This window comes from Mycobacterium sp. IDUB_17 (genome assembly GCF_055419465.1).
Genome location: NZ_JBVAXS010000013.1, coordinates 1 through 18662, shown reverse-complemented (window position 1 = coordinate 18662; position 18662 = coordinate 1). Strand labels below are relative to the sequence as shown.

Below are 18662 nucleotides of genomic sequence, written 5' to 3'. Positions count from 1 at the left end.
CGGTTGTGGCCATTTGGTGTCCACTACTGGTGACACTGTCGCAGGATGCGCATCGTGGTTGTCGGAGGCGGGATCGGTGGGCTGGCGCTGGCCGCCGGACTGCGTCGGAACGGGTTCGCCGTGAAGGTCTTCGAACGTGACATCGACGTGGCGGCGACCGGCGGTTATCACATCACGCTCGACAGTCAGGCTCAGGATGCGTTGCGGAAACTGGTCGCGCCCAACGTATTCGAACGACTGTTGACATCGGCGTCGGCTCTGCGGCTGCGGGAGCGCGACGTGTTCTGGGACCGGCGCGGCCGGCTACTCGGGCGAGGGCCGGATCTGAGCGAGAGCCGAAGCGTGGACATCGACCGCATCACCCTGCGAACGCTCCTGGCCGAAGCGGTAGGCGCCGACCTTGTGTTGGGGCGGACCGTCTCCGGCGTCGGCCGCACCGACGACGGCCACCCACTGGTCGAGTTCTCCGACGGTTCGACAGTCGGGTGCGACGTACTGGTAGGCGCGGACGGCACCCACTCACTGGTTGCCCGTCACCTGGCCGGCAGCCAGACGAACGAACCGGCCGGCATCATCGGCTTCTCGGGGCGAACCGCCGCCGGCGACCTCAATCCGCTTGAGCGGCAACGGTTCGGACCGCGATCGGCCTTCGCCATCGGTCCTCGGGGCGCGGCGCTGTATGTCGGTTTTCTCGACCCGGTGGGCAACGCCGTACTCGAGGCAAAGGAACCCCGCGCGGCGTTGACTACCGGGCCCACCTATATCTGGGGTGCGATGTTCACCGAATCCGCAACCACCGATGCCCTGCGCGAACTACGCGGCGCCCACCTGCAGACTGCGCTGCTGGACGGCTTCCGGGGCAACGGGTGGAGCATGCGCCCACTCGAGATCATTGCCAAATCCGATCCCGGCAGCATCGCCGCATTCCGGTTCAACGCGGCGTCGTCGCGGGCCGCCGACCTCGCGCCGTGGCCGGCCGGTCCCATCACCGCCCTCGGCGATGCTGTGCACGCGACCCCGCCGACCGCCGGGATGGGGGCCGGCGCCGCCATTCGCGACGCGGCGAGCCTGGTTGCACACATGTGTGAGTTCGCCGCCGGTGATCTCACCCTCGCCGTCGCCATCAGCCGGTTCGAGGCAGACATGCGGATTCGCGGCAGCGAGGTGTTGACCATGGCCATGAAGACCGTCCGCCTCATCCGGGCCACGGATACCCGGCTCGGAGCACCCGTCGCGGCGGCGGCCGCCCCCGTACTTGCCGCCGTCAACCGGCTCACGCACAGACGCTGAAGCCGCTCGCCGGAGTCAGTCGATTTGATCGGGCTCTGCCGACGAGATCGCTACCGTCAAGGTGGCCCGCAGGCCGCCGAGCGGCCCGTCGGACAACGTGATCTCACCGCCGTGCAATTGAGCCTGCTGGGCGACCAGGGCCAGGCCGAGCCCGGATCCGCCCGCCATCGCCGTGCTGCCCCGGCGGAACCGGCCCAGTACGGTCTCGTGCTCCTCGACCGGTAGTCCACGCCCGTTGTCATCGACGATGATGATGAGGTGCCCGTCGCCGCGGTGGGCGGTCAGCGTGATCCGGGTCGCCTCGCCATGGACGATCGCGTTACGCACCAGGTTGTCCACCGCGATACGCAGCCCACCGGGCCAGCCCATCACCAGGCCGATGTCGTCGGCCACGTGCACGTCGATCTGGATATGCTCGCTCCCCCGGGCGTTCTCCCTGACCACCCGGTCGAGCAGATCGGCGATGTCGATCAATTCGCGGTCCTCGGCCTGAGCCAGTTGCCCCGACGCGAGTTGACCCAGCGCGGTGATGATGGCCTCGACCCGGCGTTGCGCCCTGGACAGGTCGGCCACCACTTCGTCGCGCTCGGATTCCGGCAGGCTGTGAATGCGCAGCGTGTCCAGGTCGGCGCGCATCGCGGTGAGCGGCGTGCGCAGCTCATGCGCGGCGTTGGCGGCGAAATCCTGAGCAGCCTGCAGGGAATTGGTGGTGGCACGCTGCGCGGCGGCCAAGCGCGTGAGCATGCCTGACATGGCCTCCGACAGGTCCTCGGCCTCCCGCACGCCGCGCACCTTCGGCATCGTGTCGGTGCCGCTGTCCAGCTTCGAGGTGTGCTCGGTGAGCTTGCGCAGCGGCCGGATGGCCGGCCCGGCGAGTAGCCATCCCAGCCCGCCTGCCACCAGCACGGTGGCCACACCGAATCCGGTGTACAGCGGAATCCTGTTGGGGCTCAGCAAGATACTGTCCGCGCGGATGCCGATGGACATCAGCACCCCGCCGTGCTGGTCCACATGGACGGTGCGCACCCGGTAGTCGACTCCGTTGACCTGGACGGTCTCGGTGCCCGGCGGCAGCGCCGGCAACTGGAAACCCCGCTGGAACACCACCTGCCCCGTCGACCGCGACCGGCCGGTGGTCAGCACCCCGCGCGTGGGATCCTGCAGATGCTCGGGGTTGATGCTGGCGTCGACGATCGAATCGAGCCTGCGGTCCAACTGCGCGGAATCGTTGTTGGCCAGCACCACCGAGGTCAGGATGGTGAACAACGCCACCACGGCGGCGGCCGCCAGCGCCGCGGCCACCGCGACCCTGGTACGCAGTGACGCCGAGCGGATCAGGCTGAAAAGCCTCACCTGACTCCGGTTCTCATGGCGTCCTCACGCGTCTTCCCGCAGCACGTACCCGATCCCGCGAACGGTATGGATGACGCGCGGCACGTCAGGCCCTTCGAGCTTGCGCCGCAGGTACGAGATGAAGACGTCGGCCACGTTGGTGTCGACGTCGAAGTCGTATCCCCAGACCAGCTCGAGGAGCCGCTGCCGGGACAGCACCACACCGGTGTTCTCCGCCAGCACGGCCAGCAGGTCGAACTCGCGCTTGGTCAGGTCGACGCGTTCCCCGCCGACGAACACCAGTCGGCGGGCGGTGTCGATGGTCAACGGCCCGACGGTCATCGTGTCCGACGGCCGCTCGGCATGGCTGGCCCGGCGCAGCAGTGCGTTGAGCCGGGCCACGAGCTCGCCGAGGTCGAACGGCTTCGTCAGGTAATCGTCCGCGCCGGCTTCCAGTCCCGCGATGCGGTCGTTGACCGTGTCGCGGGCCGAGAGCACGCAGATCGGGATCTCATTGCCCAATGCCCGCAGCGCGGTGACCACGGCGACACCGTCGAGTTCCGGCATCTGGACGTCGAGAACGAGCGCGTCGTGCGACTCGTTCGACAACAGGCGCAGTGCCTCCTTGCCGGACGCCGCGACCCGGACGTCGAACCCCGAATGCCGCAGTCCGCGGGCAACCGAAGTACGCACATCCGGGTCGTCGTCGACCATCAGCACTGTGCGATTCGCACTCTCGGGCGTCACGTGTCCTTCACCGCTGGCGGGGGTTACTTCCACCCGCACTCGGTTACGGGATGGCCGGAGCCGGAGCTTCGCCGCAGCGGTTCTTCAGGTCTACCAGCGGCTGGCGGATACCGGTCAGCTCGGCCTTCGTCTGGGGGTTCGCTTCCAGGTAGTCGTGCACCTTGGTCTTGACCTCCTCGCGCGGCAGGCCTTCGAGGCTGGTGAAGAAATTGTTCACATCGGGATGGGTGAACAGGTACGCAGAGGTTGATGCCGATACACCCGAAGCCACGCCGGCCAGATCGGCGGCGGTGCAGTTGGGGGGATTGTTCGCCGGGTCGGCAAGCGCCGACGGGACGGCGCCGAACAGCATCGCACCGGCTACGGCGCCGGCGCCGGCCACGCCAGCTACCACGCGCCGCGCATTTCGGGCCGAGAGCAACATGGTCAAGCTCCTTCATCGGATGGGGAAGGCCGTAACCCCAAACGGTTATCGGCTCAGGAAAGCTAAGCAGAATCCGGGACGACTTTCCTGCCTTGCGCGCAAACCGAGGTGCCGGCTGGTGAACCCGCAGTTCAGCGGTATCACCGTCGACGACGCGACGGCGGCTGATCTAGCGGGTCGAGGCCGTCGCGGGGCCGGGAAGCGGACCGGCGCCCGACGTCACCGCCGAGGCCGGCGACGACTGCGCAGGCACCGCGACGCTGGGCACCCCGACGTTCTGCGCCGAGGGCAGCCCGGCCGGCAAACCACCGGCAGCCGTCCCGCCGCCCTGTTCGGTGGCCTGCATGAGTCCCATCAGTTGCGGCAGGCTGACCGGCAACTTGCAGCGCGTTCCCAGGTTCGCCAGCGGCTGCTGCAACCGCTGGATGTCCTTGGCGGCCTGCGGGTTGGCGTCGAAGTAGGTCTTGAGGGCGGCGATCGACTGGGGTCCGCCCTGCTGCTGACTGATCGTGGTCAGGGCCTGGTTGGTCTGCGGATGCGTGTCCAGATAGTTGCCGATGTTGGTGGCCACACCACCCGCGGTGCGGGCGACCTCACTGGCCGCGCACGGATCGGTCGCAGCGGTGGCGGACGGGACCATGAGCGCGGCCACCATTGCACCGCCGGCCCCCGTCACCGCGAGGGCGACAGCCAGACTGCGGCGCAATCCACCGTTGGTCGGTTGCATGGGGTACTCCTTCAGCGTGGGCCCCGGCGCACACGTCAGCCGGGGTCGTCCTTGGCTATGTCGCCGGGCTGAGAGATTTCGTTAGCACTGCCGCGCCGACGACACCGGCGCAACGCTACGGATATCAGCTGTGAGATGTCTCAGCGCGATCTCAGAACCACAAGAGAGCGGGCCACATTACACCGGTGGAGGTACGCTCTCGCTGGTACGAGCCAGGACACGCCCAGCCATGTTGGGGGGGAGAAAGCGGGGACCTCGCATCCAGCAGTTCATGATGCGCTTGAGCAGCTATCTGCGCAGATTCCGCTGGGCGGTTTTCGCGACATGGTTGTTGCTTCTGGTGCCCTCGATCTACCTCGCGATCAACCAGTCGTCCAATCTGACCGGCGGCGGGTTCGACGTCGAAGGTTCACAGTCGCTCCACGTCCAGCTGCAGCTCGAGGACCATTTCCCGGACCAGGGCGCGTCCCCGCTTGCCCTGATCGCAGCTCCCCGCGCCGACGCCTCGTTCCAAGACATGAACGCCGCGGTCGTGTGGCTGGAGAAGGTCGCGGGCCAGGTCCCCAGCGTCAAGATCGTGCCGAATCCGCAACAGCCTGCCCCGCAGCCGGACCGGCCCTACGTCATCACACTGCAACTGGACTTCAACAACACCGGCGCGGTGGATGTGGCCAAGCAGCTCCGCCAGAAGGTCGGTGTGCACGGCGAAGAGCCGGGCGAGAGCGAGAACGGCAAGGTCAAGTTCTACGTCATCGGGCAGGGCGCACTCGGTGCGGCCGCGACCCAGGCCACCAAGCACGACATCGCCGCGGCCGAGAAGTGGAACCTGCCGATCGTGTTGATCGTGCTGCTGGCGGTCTTTGGCTCGCTGGCCGCCGCGGCGCTGCCGCTGGTGCTCGGCATCTGCACCGTGGTGGTGACCATGGGCCTGGTCTATCTGCTGTCGATGTACACGCAGATGAGCGTGTTCGTCACCTCGACGGTGTCGATGTTCGGCATCGCCCTGGCCATCGACTACTCCCTGTTCATCCTGATGCGGTACCGCGAGGAGCTGCGGGCGGGCCGTGATCCGGCCGATGCGGTCGACGCAGCGATGGCCACGTCCGGCTTGGCGGTGGCCCTGTCCGGCCTCACCGTCATCGCCTCCGTCACCGGCATCTACATCATCGACACCCCGGTGCTGGTGTCGATGGCCACCGGCGCGATCCTGGCCGTGGCGGTCGCGGTGCTGACCTCCACCACCCTGACCCCGGCGGTGCTGGCGACGTTCGGCCAGGCGGCGGCCAAGCGCTCGTCGTACCTGCACTGGTCCCGCCGCGCCGAGGCGACCCAGTCGCGGTTCTGGACCCGATGGACGGGCGCGGTGATGCGCCGGCCGTGGGCTTCGGCCGTTGCCGCGACGATCCTGTTGTTGATTCTGGCGGCACCGGCGTTCGGCATGGTGCTGGGCAACAGCATGCAGCGCCAGTTCGAGCCGACCCACGAGATCCGCGGCGGGGTCAACGCCGCGGCCGACGCGTTGGGTCCCGGAGCACTCGGGCCGGTGCGGGTGCTGGTGACCTTCCCGGAAGGCAACGCCGACAGCCCCAAGGCCACCGCCGCACTCGACGCGGTACGCCAGGAGATGACCCGGGCACCCGAGGTGCAGACCGTGCAGCCACCGGTGTTCGCCGACAACAACACCAGCGCGCTGCTCTCGGCGGTGTTGTCGGTGGACCCCGAGGATCTGGCCGCGCGCGAGTCCATCAACTGGATGCGGGACAAACTGCCGCAGGCCGCGGGCCCGAACGCCCGGGTCGACGTGGGTGGTCCGACCGCGCTGATCAAGGACTTCGACGATCGGGTTTCCAGCACCCAGCCGCTGGTGTTCCTGTTCGTCGCGTTGATCGCCTTCGTGATGCTGCTGGTGTCGATCCGGTCGGTGTTCTTGGCACTCAAGGGTGTGCTGATGACGGTGCTGTCGGTGGCCGCGGCCTACGGCAGCCTGGTTGTCGTCTTCCAGTGGGGCTGGTTCGAGGGGCTGGGCTTCGAGAAGATCAGCTCGCTCGACAGCACCGTTCCGCCGCTCGTCCTGGCGATGACCTTCGGTCTGTCGATGGACTACGAGATCTTTCTGCTCACCCGGATTCGGGAACGGTTCCTGCAGACCAACAGCACCCGTGACGCGGTTGCCTACGGCGTCAGCACGAGCGCGCGCACCATCACCAGCGCCGCGCTGATCATGATCGCGGTGTTCATCGGCTTCGCTTTTGCCGGCATGCCGTTGGTGGCGCAGCTCGGTGTGGCGTGTGCGGTGGCCATCGCGGTCGACGCGACCGTGGTCCGGCTGATCCTGGTGCCCGCCCTGATGGCCATGTTCGACGAGTGGAACTGGTGGCTGCCGCACTGGCTGGATCGGCTGCTGCCCGAGGTCGATTTCGAGAAGCCGTTGCCCAAGGTCGAGGTCACCGATCTGGTGATCATTCCCGACGACATCTCCGCGTTGGGGCCGAGCGGATCTGATCTACGCATGATGGTGCGGACCGCCGCGCGAATGAAAACCCTTGCTCCGCAAACGATCATCGTCACCGACCCGTTGGCCTTCAGCGGTTGCGGCAAACCGTCCTCCCGGCTGGCGGCCCGGCGGCCCGGCGGCCCGAAGCGGTGCCCCGGGGTGCATCCGGTGACGATGTGGCGCGGCAGGCTTTCGGTGGCCGTGGACGCCCTGGAGACCGAGGCCGACGCAGATCGCGCACCGATGGAGCGACTCGGCCCGGTGGAGACCACCAATGTGCAACTGCCGACCGGTGACCGGCTGCAGATCCCGACAGGCGCGGAAACGCTGCGGCTGAAAAGTTATCTGATCATGTGCCGTAACAGCGCCAAAGACTTTGAAGAGTTTGCTGATCTCGTCGAATCGGTGGAAACCGAGACCGCTGCTCTGGTGTTGTCGGGCATGGACCGGTATTACTGTGGGCAGAACCCGAAGAGCAGATGGGTGGCCACGCAGCTGGTGCGCCGGCTGGCCGACCCGCAGCCGTCCGATGAACACGACGTCGTGTTGTCGGACCCGGATGCAGCTGCCGAATGGGAGAAGGTCAGGCAGCGCTGCCTGTCAGTTGCGGTAGCGATGCTGGAGGAGGCGAAGTGACGTTGGCCCCCGACGTCCGGGAACCGAGGGATGCGCGGATCGCGCGCCGCGAAGAGATTCAGCCGGTTCAATCGTCTGCTCGACGTCCTGCGGGACAACGTGTCCAAGGGCCCCAGACGCAACGCACGGCGGCCCAGCGGACCACTGCGCAGCGCACTGCCGCGGCAGAACGGACGCCGACCAAGCCGCGCGCGACGGCGCCTCGCACTTCGGCACAAAACAGTTCCGCGCAGCGCAGTTCCGCACAACGCCCCCAAAAAGCGCCTGCCCAGGTACAACGGACACAGGAGCAACGCGCTCCCGGGCAGGACACAAAGGCACAGCGCACACAGGGGCAGGGCACGCAGACACCACGCACACCGGTACAGCGTTCGCAGCAGCCGGCACAGCCGCGACAACCACGTCCGGCCAAGGCCGCACCGCCGCAACGTCAACCCGCATTCGACGACCGGCCGGTCGAGTACTGGCCGACCGCGGCGATCCGTGCGGCGTTGGAGACCGACGACATGGCGGTTTGGCAGCGCATCGTCGCCGCGATCAAACGTGATCCGTACGGCCGGACCGCCCGACAGGTAGAGGAAGTGCTGCAGACCGCCCGCCCCTACGGGGTGTCCAAGGCACTGTCGGAAGTGCTGGTGCGCACCCGTGAGCACCTGGAGGCCACCGAGCGCGCCGAGGTGGCCCGTCAGATCCAGGCCATGCTGCGTCGTTCCGAACTGCAGGCACCTGAGTTCGCTTCGCGCGTCGGGGTGTCCAACGAGTCCTTCGCCGACTATCTGGAAGGCACCGTCAGCCCGCCGGCCTCGCTGCTGCTGCGCATGCAACGGCTCTCGGACCGGTTCGCGAAACTCTCCGCGCAGCGTTCCGCGAAGTAGTCGCCGCCGCAGATGACGTCCCAGTCAGTCGCGACGGTGCAACGTGTTCTGCGGGAGACCCGGTCGGTGGCCATCGTCGGCGCCTCGGCCAACCCGGCGCGGGCCAGTCACGAGGTCTGGACGTACCTGAAGGCGGCCACCGACTACACGCTGTACCTGGTGAACCCGACGATAACCGAAGTCGACGGCACCCCCGTCTATCCCAGCCTGGCCACCCTTCCGGAGGTACCCGACCTCGTCGACGTGTTCCGTCGACGCGAAGAGCTTCCGCACGTGCTCGCCGACGCCATCGCGGTCGGAGCCAAGACGCTGTGGCTGCAGCTGGGCCTGAGCCATGAGCAGGTGGCGCACGATGGCGCCGCCGCCGGCCTCACCGTCATCCAGGACCTCTGCCTGAAGGTCGAGTACGCCCGCTTCGCTTAGCGCTGCCAGCCACGCAGCAGCAGTAGGGCAGCGATCCGCTGGGTCGGGGTGTCCAGCCGCCCCTGCAGAATCCGGTCGACTTTTTTCATCCGCAGCCGCACGGTGTTCGGATGTACGTTCAGCGCCGCTGCGGTGGCGTTGACGTCACCCCAGTTCTCCAGCCAGGTGCGCAGCGTGATGGTCAGTTCAGTCCCGTCCGTGCGGTCGAAGTCGCGCACCCGCTGCAGTTCGCTGTGTGCCACGGACTGCACGGCGGTGGTGGCACGGCTCAGAACAATGGTGTCCCAAACCTGCTCGTGCGTCGCAGATCTGAGGTCGAGGTGCAGCGCGGCGGCAAGAGTCTCGTCCGCTTCCACGCGGGCGGCCGGCAGCCCCGCGTGGCCCGGACTCAATCTGCTCGCGCCCACCGCCCCGGGCGATGCGGATCCGACGATCTCGCACAGCCAGGGCCAGCCGCCCGGCCCCGCGCGTTGCCCGACCACCGCGTAGACGGCATCGCCGATGTCGACGAGCACCGGATCCTCCCACGACTTCTTTCGCAGGAAGGTACGCCACAGAGCCAGGTCCTCTCGGGCATCTGCCGTCGAGAGTCTTTGCAACGCAACGACTCTGACAGGTTCAGACAGCAGCGGCACATCTTGACCGGCATCGCCGGCCGCTCCGGTCAGCGCCGCGCGTAGTTGACCCACCGAATACCTGCCGGTCAACTCGAGTTCGGCGCAGAACCGTACGAGGTGCAAAGCGACCGCGGTACTCGCCGCCGAGAGTCTCGCCTCGAGATCCGAGTCGAGGCGTCCATCGAAAATCGCCCAGATGGAACCGACGAGTTGTCCGCCGACGCGCAACGGGATGACCAGTCGCTGCGCAAAACCGGGCTCTTCGGCGGGCACCAGAAACGGACGGCTCTCCCGGGCCAGTCGTTTCAATGCCCCGCTGGCCCGCAGTCGCTTCAGGACATCGGTGGGCACGGCTCGGCCCATGATGGTGGAGGTGCGGGCGATGTCGGCGGTCTGCGTCGTTGCCGAGTAGGCGATCACGCGGCTTCGGGCATCTTCGATGGTGACCGAGGAATTCAAGATCGTCGCGACCACTTCGGCCAAGGCGAACAGCCCCTGCTGCGCCGACGCCGCCCCGGCCACCGCCGACTGCCCCTCAAGCAGCAGACCCCGCGCGAACCAGATGAAGTGCGACCACTCCATTTGCGGGTTCAGGCCCGCCAATGTGACACCTCGCGCGGCGCTGTGGGCGCAGACGTCGGGCGGAACCGGCTGCGGCAGCACCACGGCAGCAGCCCCGGTGGCCACCGCCACGTCGATGATCTCCATCTGCACCCGCTCGTCGGTGGCCCCGATGGCGGCGATGAGTGAACCAGCGCCGGGCGGCTGGCGATCGCCCCACAGATGCACGGCGGATACCGCCCGTGGAGCTCCCTCCACCAGCGTGGTTACCACCCCTGCGCCCAGCGCTTCGCAAAGGTCTACACCTTGGAGCATGAGCGGATTGTAGATACCGCACAGTCGAGCGAGGGCATGGTGTCAGTTCCGAACAGGGGTGGATCCCGTTGCAGGCCACAGTATTGAATCCGTGAACTCACGCAACAGTGTCCCGCGGAAGCAAGTGGCCGTGATCGGCGCCGGCATGGTGGGGTTGTGCACCGCCTGGTACCTCCAGGAGTACGACATCGAAGTCACGGTCTTCGACCGAGATGACGTCGCCGCAGGCTCGAGCTGGGGCAATGCCGGATGGCTGACACCGAGCATCGCCACTCCCCTGCCGGAACCGGCGGTACTGAAGTACGGCCTCGGCGCCCTGCTGAGCCACTCGTCGCCGGTGTATGTCCCGCCGACCGCCAACCCGAAGCTGTTGCGTTTCCTTGCACAGTTCGCCCGCAACAGCACCGCGAAGCGGTGGCAGAAGGCGATGCAGGCCCTGATCCCGCTCAACAACGAGGCGCTCGCCGCCTTCGCTGAGATGGAGCTGGATCTCGCTGAAAAATCCGCTCCTGCAGCACCTTTCATCGCCGCATACCGCACCTCCGCTGATCGGGATGTGCTGCTCGACGAGATCAAGCACATCCGGGCGGCAGGCCAGTCCGTCAACTTCGAGCTGCTCGACGGAGCCGAGGCTCGCGCACAGGAACCCGCGCTCTCGTCGGAGATCAATGCCGCGATCAAGATTCTCGATGAGCGGTTCCTCAACCCCGCCGCCTTCGTTCACTCTGTCGCCGACGCCGTGGTGGCCCGCGGCGGAAAGATCGTGCGGGATACGGACGTAAACCGCATCGACGGCGGCGCCGGCCCGGTCCGCATCGCCGGCCGCTCCTTCGACGCCGCGGTGCTCGCGACCGGGGCCAGGCTCAACCGCCTCGCCCGGCCTTTCGGTGTCAAACGGCTGGTCCAGGCCGGACGCGGATACAGCTTCACCGTCAAGGTCGACCATTTGCCGATCGGACCGGTGTACTTCCCCGCCCAGCGCGTGGCATGCACACCCGTCGGCGATCGCCTTCGCATCGCCGGAATGATGGAATTCCGCGACGTAGAAGCCCCACTGGATCCCCGGCGAATCCGAGTACTGCGCGACGCGGCGTCGGGTTTGCTTGCCGGTGCCCACCTCGACCAGCGTGAGGATGAGTGGGTGGGAGCCCGCCCGTGTACCGCTGACGGACTGCCGCTGATCGGACAATCGAACGATCCGCGAGTGTTCATCGCCGGCGGCCACGGCATGTGGGGCATCACGCTGGGCCCCGTCACCGGAAAGCTCCTTGCTCGACAGATCGCCACCGGCCAGACCTCGGCAGCGTTGCGCGCTGTCGACCCCCTTCGATGAACGGACGTGGATTCCAATGACTGAACTGAAAACGATCGCCTCACCCGTGGCCCCGAAAGCAGTAGGCCCGTACGTTCAGGCCGTCGCGCACGCGGGCGTCCTCTACTGTTCCGGCTCACTGCCGCTGAACCCGGCCACCGGAACGATCGAGGCCGCCGACATCGCCGCCGAAGTGCGCCAGAGCCTGGCCAATCTCGCGGCGGTGTGCGCCGAAGCCGGCACCAACCTCGGCCGTACCCTGCGGACCACGATCTACACCACCCAGCTGAGTTCGTTCGCCGACATCAATGCCGCATACGCAGAGTTCTTCGATGCGCGGTTCCCGGCTCGGACCACCATCGAAGTGGCGGCGCTGCCTCTGGGCGCCACGGTCGAGATCGACGCGATCGTCGCACTGAGCTGACCCCCGGGAGCCGGCCTTGTGCCGGCTCCTAACGGGAGTTCCTACCGGGAGTGCAGCGGGGTCACATTGTCGACGAGCCAGCGCCCGTCGGTCTTGCTCAGGGCGACCCGCAGTGCCATCACCGCGTTGTCGGTCGGTTTGCCCGGCGCGCTCTGAGTTCCGCGCAGGACCACGGCCACACTGGCCACCTGCGGACCCAGCGCCTCCACGCCTGCCGAGATCGTGGCCGCGGTGGCCGAGACGTTCTTGCTCGTCAATTCCTTTGCCACATTGGCGAATTCGTTCTTGAACTGCTCGGCCTGCTGCGGCGACATCATCCCGGTGGCGCGGTCGATCGAGGCGGTCGGGCTCTGCGGGCTGAACGTGGCGGTGGCCTCCGAGACGCTGCTGGCGATACGCACCACCTCGTCGCGGTCGTTGTTGAAGGTGCGGTCGGGCACGGTCCAGCGCAGGTAGCCCACCGTCACCGCGGCCACCAGGGCGGCGGCGGCCACGCCTGCGACCGCGAGCCGCAACCCGGGCGCATCGTCGTCGGTGCCCAGCGTCACGCCGTCGCGGCGGGCCAGCACGATGTTGACGATGACGCCCTGCACGATCAGCAGGCACAGCACCGAGCACAGCGATACCCACCACAGCGGCCAGGACAGCGCGAGGCCGATGTACAGCAGCGCCGCGATCGCGCCCAGCGGGGCCGCGATGTCGAAAGCCAGGACGCGCAACCGGTTTCTCATCGGATCGGCTCCAACCGCGAGACCATCAGGGTGCCGTCGACGTCGGAGACGTCCAGCCGCAACGTCCAGCGCACGGTCTGGGGCTTGTCACTGCCCGCGTTCTCGCTGACCGAGGTGGCCACGACCAGCACCGTGTCGGTGCGGGAAACCATCCCGGCCAGGTCCGTCTTGGGTGCGGACACCGGGCGGCCGTCCGGGCCTGGCGGTGGGTGGTACAGCGATTCGATGGCCACCGAGTCGATCTGGCCGGTGGTGCGGGCCTGCAGCCGCTGCACCAGGTCGCGGTAAGGCTGCACGGCCGCATCGAAGTCGGAATTGAGCTGGCCCACGGTGCCCTCGCGCAGCTTCTGCATACCGGCCTCGACCGAGTCCTTGTTGATGTTGATCAGGACATTCGTCCAGTCGACGGCGGTCCGCAGCACCCGCGTCTGGTACGCGCGCTCGGCGGCCTCGTCGCGGTGCCCGGTCCACACCATGACGGCCAGGACCACCGCGACGACCGCGATCAGGCCCGCGACCGCCGAGGCGAAGCCGAAGCCGGTGAAAACGCCATTGGGGTGGTCGGCTGTGCTGTCCTTGCTCGGCGCCTCGGGCATGGCCGTGAGGGTACCGGCAGCGAAACCCACCCAGCGCACCCGCGGCCTTCTGGAAGAATGTCGGGGTGACGGTAGAAGCGATCAAATCGGGTATCGACCTGAGCCATGTCGACCCGCAGGCCCGCCCGCAAGACGACCTCTTCGGCCACGTCAATGGCCGTTGGTTGACCGACTACGAGATTCCCGCCGACCGCGCCACCGACGGCGCCTTCCGGCTGCTGCACGATCGTGCCGAGGAGCAGATCCGCGATCTGATCACCCAGGCGGCCGATACCGGCGCCGCCGCGGGCACCGAGGAGCAGCGCATCGGCGATCTGTACGCCAGCTTCATGGACGAGCAGACCATCGCCACGCGTGGCCTGGCGCCGCTGCTGGCGGAGCTCGCCCTGATCGACGGTGCGGCCGACAGCGATGCGCTGGCCGCCGTGCTGGGCGGGCTGGAGCGCACCGGGGTGTCCGGCGGCGCCGGTGTGTACGTGGACACCGATTCCAAGGATTCGACGCGCTACCTGCTGCACATGAGCCAGTCCGGAATCGGGCTGCCCGACGAGTCCTACTACCGCGATGAGCAGCACGCCGAGATCCTGGCGGCCTACCCGGGACACATCGCCCGGATGTTCGCGCTCGTCTACGGAGACACTGCCGGTGATCCCGTCGACACCGCGGCCCGGATCGTCGCACTGGAATCCAAGCTGGCCGCCGCGCACTGGGATGTGGTGAAGCGGCGCGACGCCGATCTGACGTACAACCTGCGCAAGTTCGCCGACCTGTCCGGCGATGCCCCCGGGTTCGACTGGACCGGCTGGTTGGGCGCGCTCGGCACCACCCCCGAGAAGGTCTCCGAGCTGGTGCTGCGTCAGCCCGACTTCGTGACGGCGTTCGCGGCGCTGTGGGCGAGCGAGGATCTGGAGGACTGGAAGGCCTGGACCCGCTGGCGCGTCATCCATTCGCGTGCCGGGCTGTTGACCGAGGAGCTGGTGGCCGAGAACTTCGACTTCTACGGCCGCACCCTGAGCGGCACCGAGCAGAACCGCGACCGCTGGAAGCGCGGCGTCTCCCTGGTCGAGGGCCTGATGGGTGATGCCCTGGGCAAGCTCTACGTCCAGCGGTACTTCCCGCCGGAGGCCAAGTCCCGGATGGACGAGCTGGTGGCCAACCTGCGCGAGGCCTACCGGGTCAGCATCAACGAGCTGGACTGGATGACGCCGGAGACCCGGGCCAAGGCGCTGGTGAAGCTCGACAAGTTCACCCCCAAGATCGGCTATCCGGCCCGCTGGCGGGACTACTCGGCGCTGGTGGTCGAGCGTGACGACCTGTACGGCAACTACCGCCGCGGCCATGTGGTGAACTCCGACCGCGAGCTGGCCAAGTTGGGCGGCCCGGTGGACCGCGACGAGTGGTTCATGACGCCGCAGACGGTTAATGCCTACTACAACCCGGGGATGAACGAAATCGTCTTTCCCGCAGCCATTCTGCAGCCGCCGTTCTTCGACGCCGCGGCCGACGACGCGGCCAACTACGGCGGTATCGGCGCGGTGATCGGGCACGAGATCGGCCACGGCTTCGACGACCAGGGCGCCAAGTACGACGGTGACGGCAACCTGGTGGACTGGTGGACCGATGCCGACCGCGCTGAATTCGGGGTCCGCACAAAGGCTTTGATCGATCAGTACGAAGAGTTCAGTCCGCGCTCACTGGATCCGTCCCACCACGTGAACGGCGCGTTCACCGTCGGGGAGAACATCGGCGATCTCGGCGGACTGTCCATCGCCCTACTGGCTTACGAGCTGTCGCTGAAGGGGCAGGAGGCTCCGGTGATCGACGGGCTGACCGGCGTGCAGCGCGTCTATTTCGGCTGGGCGCAGGTGTGGCGGACCAAATCCCGTGACGCTGAGGCGATCCGACGTCTGGCGGTGGACCCGCACTCGCCGCCGGAGTTCCGCTGCAACGGTGTCATCCGCAACATCGACTCGTTTTACGAGGCGTTCGAGGTGGCTGATTCCGACGAGCTGTATCTGGAGCCGGCCCAGCGGGTCCGAATCTGGAACTAGGGCCGGTAGGCGTGTTCGTCTGGAAGATTGGGAGCGGCTTTGGTTGACGATGTTCGTCACGACGAGGGTCCGGACGTCGACTGGTTCTGGGACGTCATAGCGGAGGCCTCGCAGAGCCGCGATCACCTTCGTGAAATTCTTGGACGACTACCGAAGGGCGCCGTCTACAAGTTCCAAGATCTATTCTTGGACTTCGCTGCCGAGCTCCAAGACGAGCCATATCGGTCCAATCTCGGGCCCGACGAGTCTGAAGATGGCCTGGAAGACGCAGCACACTGGGTAGTCAGCCAAGGGCGGGTGAGATATGAAGCGGTCCTCGCAGAGCCAAGCCGGATGCCGTCACACGTCGACGTCGGTGATCCAGCCAACCTTGGTGGGCTCGCATACGAGGTCTACTTTCAGCGGTTCGGGGAGCCGCTGGACCTGATCTAGCCGCGCATACAACAAAACCCCTGCCAACGCGGCAGGGGTTTTGTTGTATCGACGTTCGGCTAGAACATCTGCCAGTCGGACGCGCCGTCAGGCGTGTTGTACCAGCCGCCACCGGTGTTCTTGATCACCACCGGGTCGCCGCTGCCGAAGTTGTCGTAGAACCACTGGGCGTTCTCCGGGCTCAGGTTGATGCAACCGTGGCTGGTATTGCTCTTGCCCTGCTGGGCCACCGACCACGGGGCGCTGTGCACGAAGACGCCGCTGTTGTCGATGCGGACGGCGTCCTGCACCTTGAGCTTGTAGCCCTCCTTGGAGTCCACCGGCACACCGTAGGTGGACGAATCCATGATGATGTCGGGGAACTTCTCCAGCACGTAGTAGGTGCCGTTCTTGGTCTCATGCTTGCCGTCGGGCTTGCCCATCGACACCGGGAAGGTCTTCTCCAGCTTCCCGTTGCGCAGGATCTCCATCTGATGGGCCTTGTCGTCGACCGTCGCCACCAGGTAGTCGCCGACCCGGAAGCTCGACTTGGTGCCGGCCGCGTCGATGTTCACCACGGTGTTGGACGGCCAGAAGTCCTGCGGGCGCCAGCGCAGCTGCGTGTCGGTGACCCAGTAGAAGCGGCCCGCCACCGGCGGGTTCGAGGTGATCCGGATGGCATCCTGAGCCATCTGCCGGTTGGCGATCGGCCGCTGGAAGTTGATGTAGATGGGCTTGGCGACACCCACCATCGACCCGTTGACCGGGTTGAACGACGGCGGCAGGAACGGTGCCTCACCGGTGAACGGCTCGGAGCTCTGCCCGGGCGCGGTGCCCTCGAACGGGATGGTCGGGGAACCGTAGTTGATGATCGGCGCGGGCCCCGCCGGAGCGCCCGGGGCAGCGGCGGCCGGAGCCGCAGCGTCGACCGGCGGCGCGAACGGATCGGCCGCGGGTGCCGGGACCGCAGGATCGACGGGTGCCGGCGGCACCTCGGGGTCTGCGTAGGCGGATGGGCTGAGCACCATTCCACCGACCACTCCGGCGGCCATGAATGCGGTGATCAGTGCACGTTTTGCCGATTTCGGCATGAGTAACCTCCAGACAGCACAACTCGATCCAGTGTCTCACAACGCAATGACCAGCTACTGCTGCGAGAAGCCGTGATTCCCCCACAGCGGCCGATTCCACAGCGCTGAACTGCGGTGTTTATCGACTGTGAGCGTGATCGCGTTACATCTCGGTGGTAGCGCAGGAAACGGTGAATACGCCACGGGACAGCGCGACGCCGCACATCGCGACGATGATCAGCACCGCGGCGGCTCCGACGGTCGGCGCCGCACCGCCGTGGTCGTAGATGCCACCGCCGATGAGCGCACCGCCCATGATGCCGACCTGGAAGGCCGCGACGTACCGGCCCGACGCGCCGTCGGGGTCGTCCGGAGCAGTGCGCATCGCCGAGGCCTGCAGCATCGGCGGCAAAGCCGTGGATGCCGCGCCCCAGACGACCACCGCCACCGCGCCGAGCGCCACGGCAGCCCGTCCGGACCACGAGTCGAGGGCCAGCACCGACAAGGTCAGCAGCGCAGCGGCCAGCGCGGCCAGACAGCCCAGCACCGAGGCTTTGGGCCACAGGTCCAGGGGCCTGGCCATGGCAGCCATCCCGGCCAGACCGGCGATCCCGAACCCCGCCAGCAGCCAGGCCAGATGCGGGCCGTGTATCCCGACCACGTCCCGGATGATCACCACGATGAAGGTGTAGGCGATGAAGTGCCCGGTGACGCCGATGAGTGTGAGCACCGACAAGGCGAGCAGCCGGCGGTTGTGCCGGTGGCCGTGCGGTGACCCGGCGGCCGGCGTGGCGCCGGGGGCAGGCGGTAGCGGCGGCAGCATCGTCCACGCGGCCAGGGCCACCGCGGCCGCGGCCCCGGCGATGACCGCCACCGCCGGCCGCCACCCCCACACCGCGCTCAGCGCCGCGGCGAGCGGGTTGCCCACCACCAGGGCCAGGCCGGTGCCCACATAGACCGCCGCGGTGGCCCTGCCGGCGTGGCTGGCCGGGACCAGCCGGGCCCCGATCGGTGCGATCACCGACCACATCAGCCCGTGGGCCAGCGCGCACAGCACCCGGCCGCCGGCCAGCACCGCGAAGTTCGGCGCGAGCGCCGAGATCACCTGTGAGACCGTCAGGCACACGAGGGTCGCGACCAGGGTCCGGCGTCGCGGCCACCGTGCCGTCAGCCGCACCAGGGCGACGGTGGTGAGCGCGGCAACCAGGGCGTAGCTCGCCATGAGCGTGGCGACCAGCCCCTCGCTGACCTGAAGATCTGTGGCGATCGCCGGCAGGGCACCGATCGGGAGCATCTCGGCGGTGACGTAGATGAACGCCGCCGCCGCGAGTACGGCGAGTTGCGTGGCAACACGCGGTGTCCACGGGCTGGTGTGGGCGGGGAGCGATTCGCCGGTGACGCTGAAGGTCATGCTGGAATGCCACGGTAGTGCCATAACGTCGCCGTGCGCGGTTGCCGACCCGAGCGGATGCGCAATGGTCGCTGCACCGTGCACCAGCCGTCGCCCACCAGCCCCGGCCGCCGCGTTCGTAACGCCATGGCGGAATTTCGGCGGCAGATTCATACGGTCAATGCAATTTCCGTGACTAGGGAGGTTGCAGGTGCCGCCGGCTTATCCACGTGTGA

The 18662-nt window shown here is 67.5% G+C and carries 16 protein-coding genes and 1 pseudogene; 8 read left to right on the top strand and 9 right to left on the bottom strand.

From position 1 onward, the window contains the following. Positions 1-45 precede the first annotated feature (45 nt). Positions 46-1290: an FAD-dependent oxidoreductase gene (locus ACZYZ7_RS31700; protein WP_463742571.1), complete on the top strand. Its 1245-nt coding sequence runs from the start codon at positions 46-48 to the stop codon at positions 1288-1290. 15 nt (positions 1291-1305) lie between these two features. Here ACZYZ7_RS31700 and ACZYZ7_RS31695 read toward each other — a convergent pair whose 3' ends face one another. The 4 genes from ACZYZ7_RS31695 to ACZYZ7_RS31680 all read right to left on the bottom strand — a co-directional run bounded on the left by ACZYZ7_RS31695 (position 1306) and on the right by ACZYZ7_RS31680 (position 4520). Then, positions 1306-2643 (bottom strand): HAMP domain-containing sensor histidine kinase, encoded by a 1338-nt coding sequence (locus ACZYZ7_RS31695; RefSeq protein ID WP_135451512.1) that lies wholly within the window; start codon positions 2641-2643, stop codon positions 1306-1308. A 24-nt stretch (positions 2644-2667) separates the two neighbouring features. Continuing rightward, complete coding sequence (locus ACZYZ7_RS31690) at positions 2668-3336, bottom strand: response regulator transcription factor (protein WP_167858061.1); 669 nt, start codon at positions 3334-3336, stop codon at positions 2668-2670. 76 nt (positions 3337-3412) lie between these two features. Continuing rightward, positions 3413-3793, bottom strand: coding sequence for a heme-binding protein (locus ACZYZ7_RS31685; RefSeq protein ID WP_463742570.1), 381 nt, complete (start codon positions 3791-3793; stop codon positions 3413-3415). A gap of 169 nt (positions 3794-3962) precedes the next feature. Beyond that, on the bottom strand, positions 3963-4520 hold the full coding sequence (locus ACZYZ7_RS31680; protein WP_450073095.1) for a hemophore: 558 nt from the start codon (positions 4518-4520) through the stop codon (positions 3963-3965). A gap of 271 nt (positions 4521-4791) precedes the next feature. Between ACZYZ7_RS31680 and ACZYZ7_RS31675 the strand changes: the two genes are divergently transcribed. From ACZYZ7_RS31675 to ACZYZ7_RS31665, 3 genes and pseudogenes are all read left to right on the top strand, one after another. Beyond that, positions 4792-7650 carry an MMPL family transporter gene (locus ACZYZ7_RS31675; RefSeq protein ID WP_463742569.1) on the top strand — a complete coding sequence of 953 codons (2859 nt, stop codon included), beginning with the start codon at positions 4792-4794 and terminating at the stop codon, positions 7648-7650. A gap of 392 nt (positions 7651-8042) precedes the next feature. Beyond that, positions 8043-8525: pseudogene (locus tag ACZYZ7_RS31670) on the top strand (XRE family transcriptional regulator); the annotation flags it as partial. Positions 8526-8537: 12 nt separating this feature from the next. Continuing rightward, positions 8538-8948: a CoA-binding protein gene (locus ACZYZ7_RS31665; protein WP_463742568.1), complete on the top strand. Its 411-nt coding sequence runs from the start codon at positions 8538-8540 to the stop codon at positions 8946-8948. On the opposite strand, the gene ACZYZ7_RS31660 is transcribed toward ACZYZ7_RS31665, so the two are convergent. Next, positions 8945-10441: a PucR family transcriptional regulator gene (locus tag ACZYZ7_RS31660; protein WP_450073094.1), complete on the bottom strand. Its 1497-nt coding sequence runs from the start codon at positions 10439-10441 to the stop codon at positions 8945-8947. The genes ACZYZ7_RS31665 and ACZYZ7_RS31660 overlap by 4 nt on opposite strands. Positions 10442-10523: 82 nt before the next feature. Here ACZYZ7_RS31660 and ACZYZ7_RS31655 point away from each other — a divergent pair, with 82 nt between their 5' ends. Beyond that, on the top strand, positions 10524-11774 hold the full coding sequence (locus ACZYZ7_RS31655; RefSeq protein ID WP_463742576.1) for an NAD(P)/FAD-dependent oxidoreductase: 1251 nt from the start codon (positions 10524-10526) through the stop codon (positions 11772-11774). A gap of 16 nt (positions 11775-11790) precedes the next feature. Further along, positions 11791-12177 carry a Rid family detoxifying hydrolase gene (locus tag ACZYZ7_RS31650; protein WP_135451506.1) on the top strand — a complete coding sequence of 129 codons (387 nt, stop codon included), beginning with the start codon at positions 11791-11793 and terminating at the stop codon, positions 12175-12177. 41 nt (positions 12178-12218) lie between these two features. Here the strand turns inward: ACZYZ7_RS31650 and ACZYZ7_RS31645 are convergent, their stop codons facing one another. After that, on the bottom strand, positions 12219-12908 hold the full coding sequence (locus ACZYZ7_RS31645) for a hypothetical protein (protein ID WP_135451505.1): 690 nt from the start codon (positions 12906-12908) through the stop codon (positions 12219-12221). Further along, positions 12905-13504 carry a hypothetical protein gene (locus ACZYZ7_RS31640; protein ID WP_135451504.1) on the bottom strand — a complete coding sequence of 200 codons (600 nt, stop codon included), beginning with the start codon at positions 13502-13504 and terminating at the stop codon, positions 12905-12907. Before ACZYZ7_RS31640 ends, ACZYZ7_RS31645 begins: the two co-directional genes overlap by 4 nt. A 65-nt stretch (positions 13505-13569) precedes the next feature. Here ACZYZ7_RS31640 and ACZYZ7_RS31635 point away from each other — a divergent pair, with 65 nt between their 5' ends. Both ACZYZ7_RS31635 and ACZYZ7_RS31630 read left to right on the top strand, forming a co-directional pair. Next, positions 13570-15555 carry a M13 family metallopeptidase gene (locus ACZYZ7_RS31635; protein WP_450073093.1) on the top strand — a complete coding sequence of 662 codons (1986 nt, stop codon included), beginning with the start codon at positions 13570-13572 and terminating at the stop codon, positions 15553-15555. 39 nt (positions 15556-15594) lie between these two features. Then, positions 15595-15987: a DUF4240 domain-containing protein gene (locus ACZYZ7_RS31630; RefSeq protein ID WP_167857663.1), complete on the top strand. Its 393-nt coding sequence runs from the start codon at positions 15595-15597 to the stop codon at positions 15985-15987. A 59-nt stretch (positions 15988-16046) separates the two neighbouring features. On the opposite strand, the gene ACZYZ7_RS31625 is transcribed toward ACZYZ7_RS31630, so the two are convergent. Both ACZYZ7_RS31625 and ACZYZ7_RS31620 read right to left on the bottom strand, forming a co-directional pair. Further along, the gene (locus tag ACZYZ7_RS31625; RefSeq protein ID WP_135451501.1) at positions 16047-17057 is read right to left on the bottom strand and encodes a L,D-transpeptidase; all 1011 of its coding nucleotides are present in this window, start codon (positions 17055-17057) and stop codon (positions 16047-16049) included. 142 nt (positions 17058-17199) lie between these two features. Next, on the bottom strand, positions 17200-18447 hold the full coding sequence (locus ACZYZ7_RS31620; RefSeq protein ID WP_450073092.1) for an MFS transporter: 1248 nt from the start codon (positions 18445-18447) through the stop codon (positions 17200-17202). Positions 18448-18662: the final 215 nt, after the last annotated feature.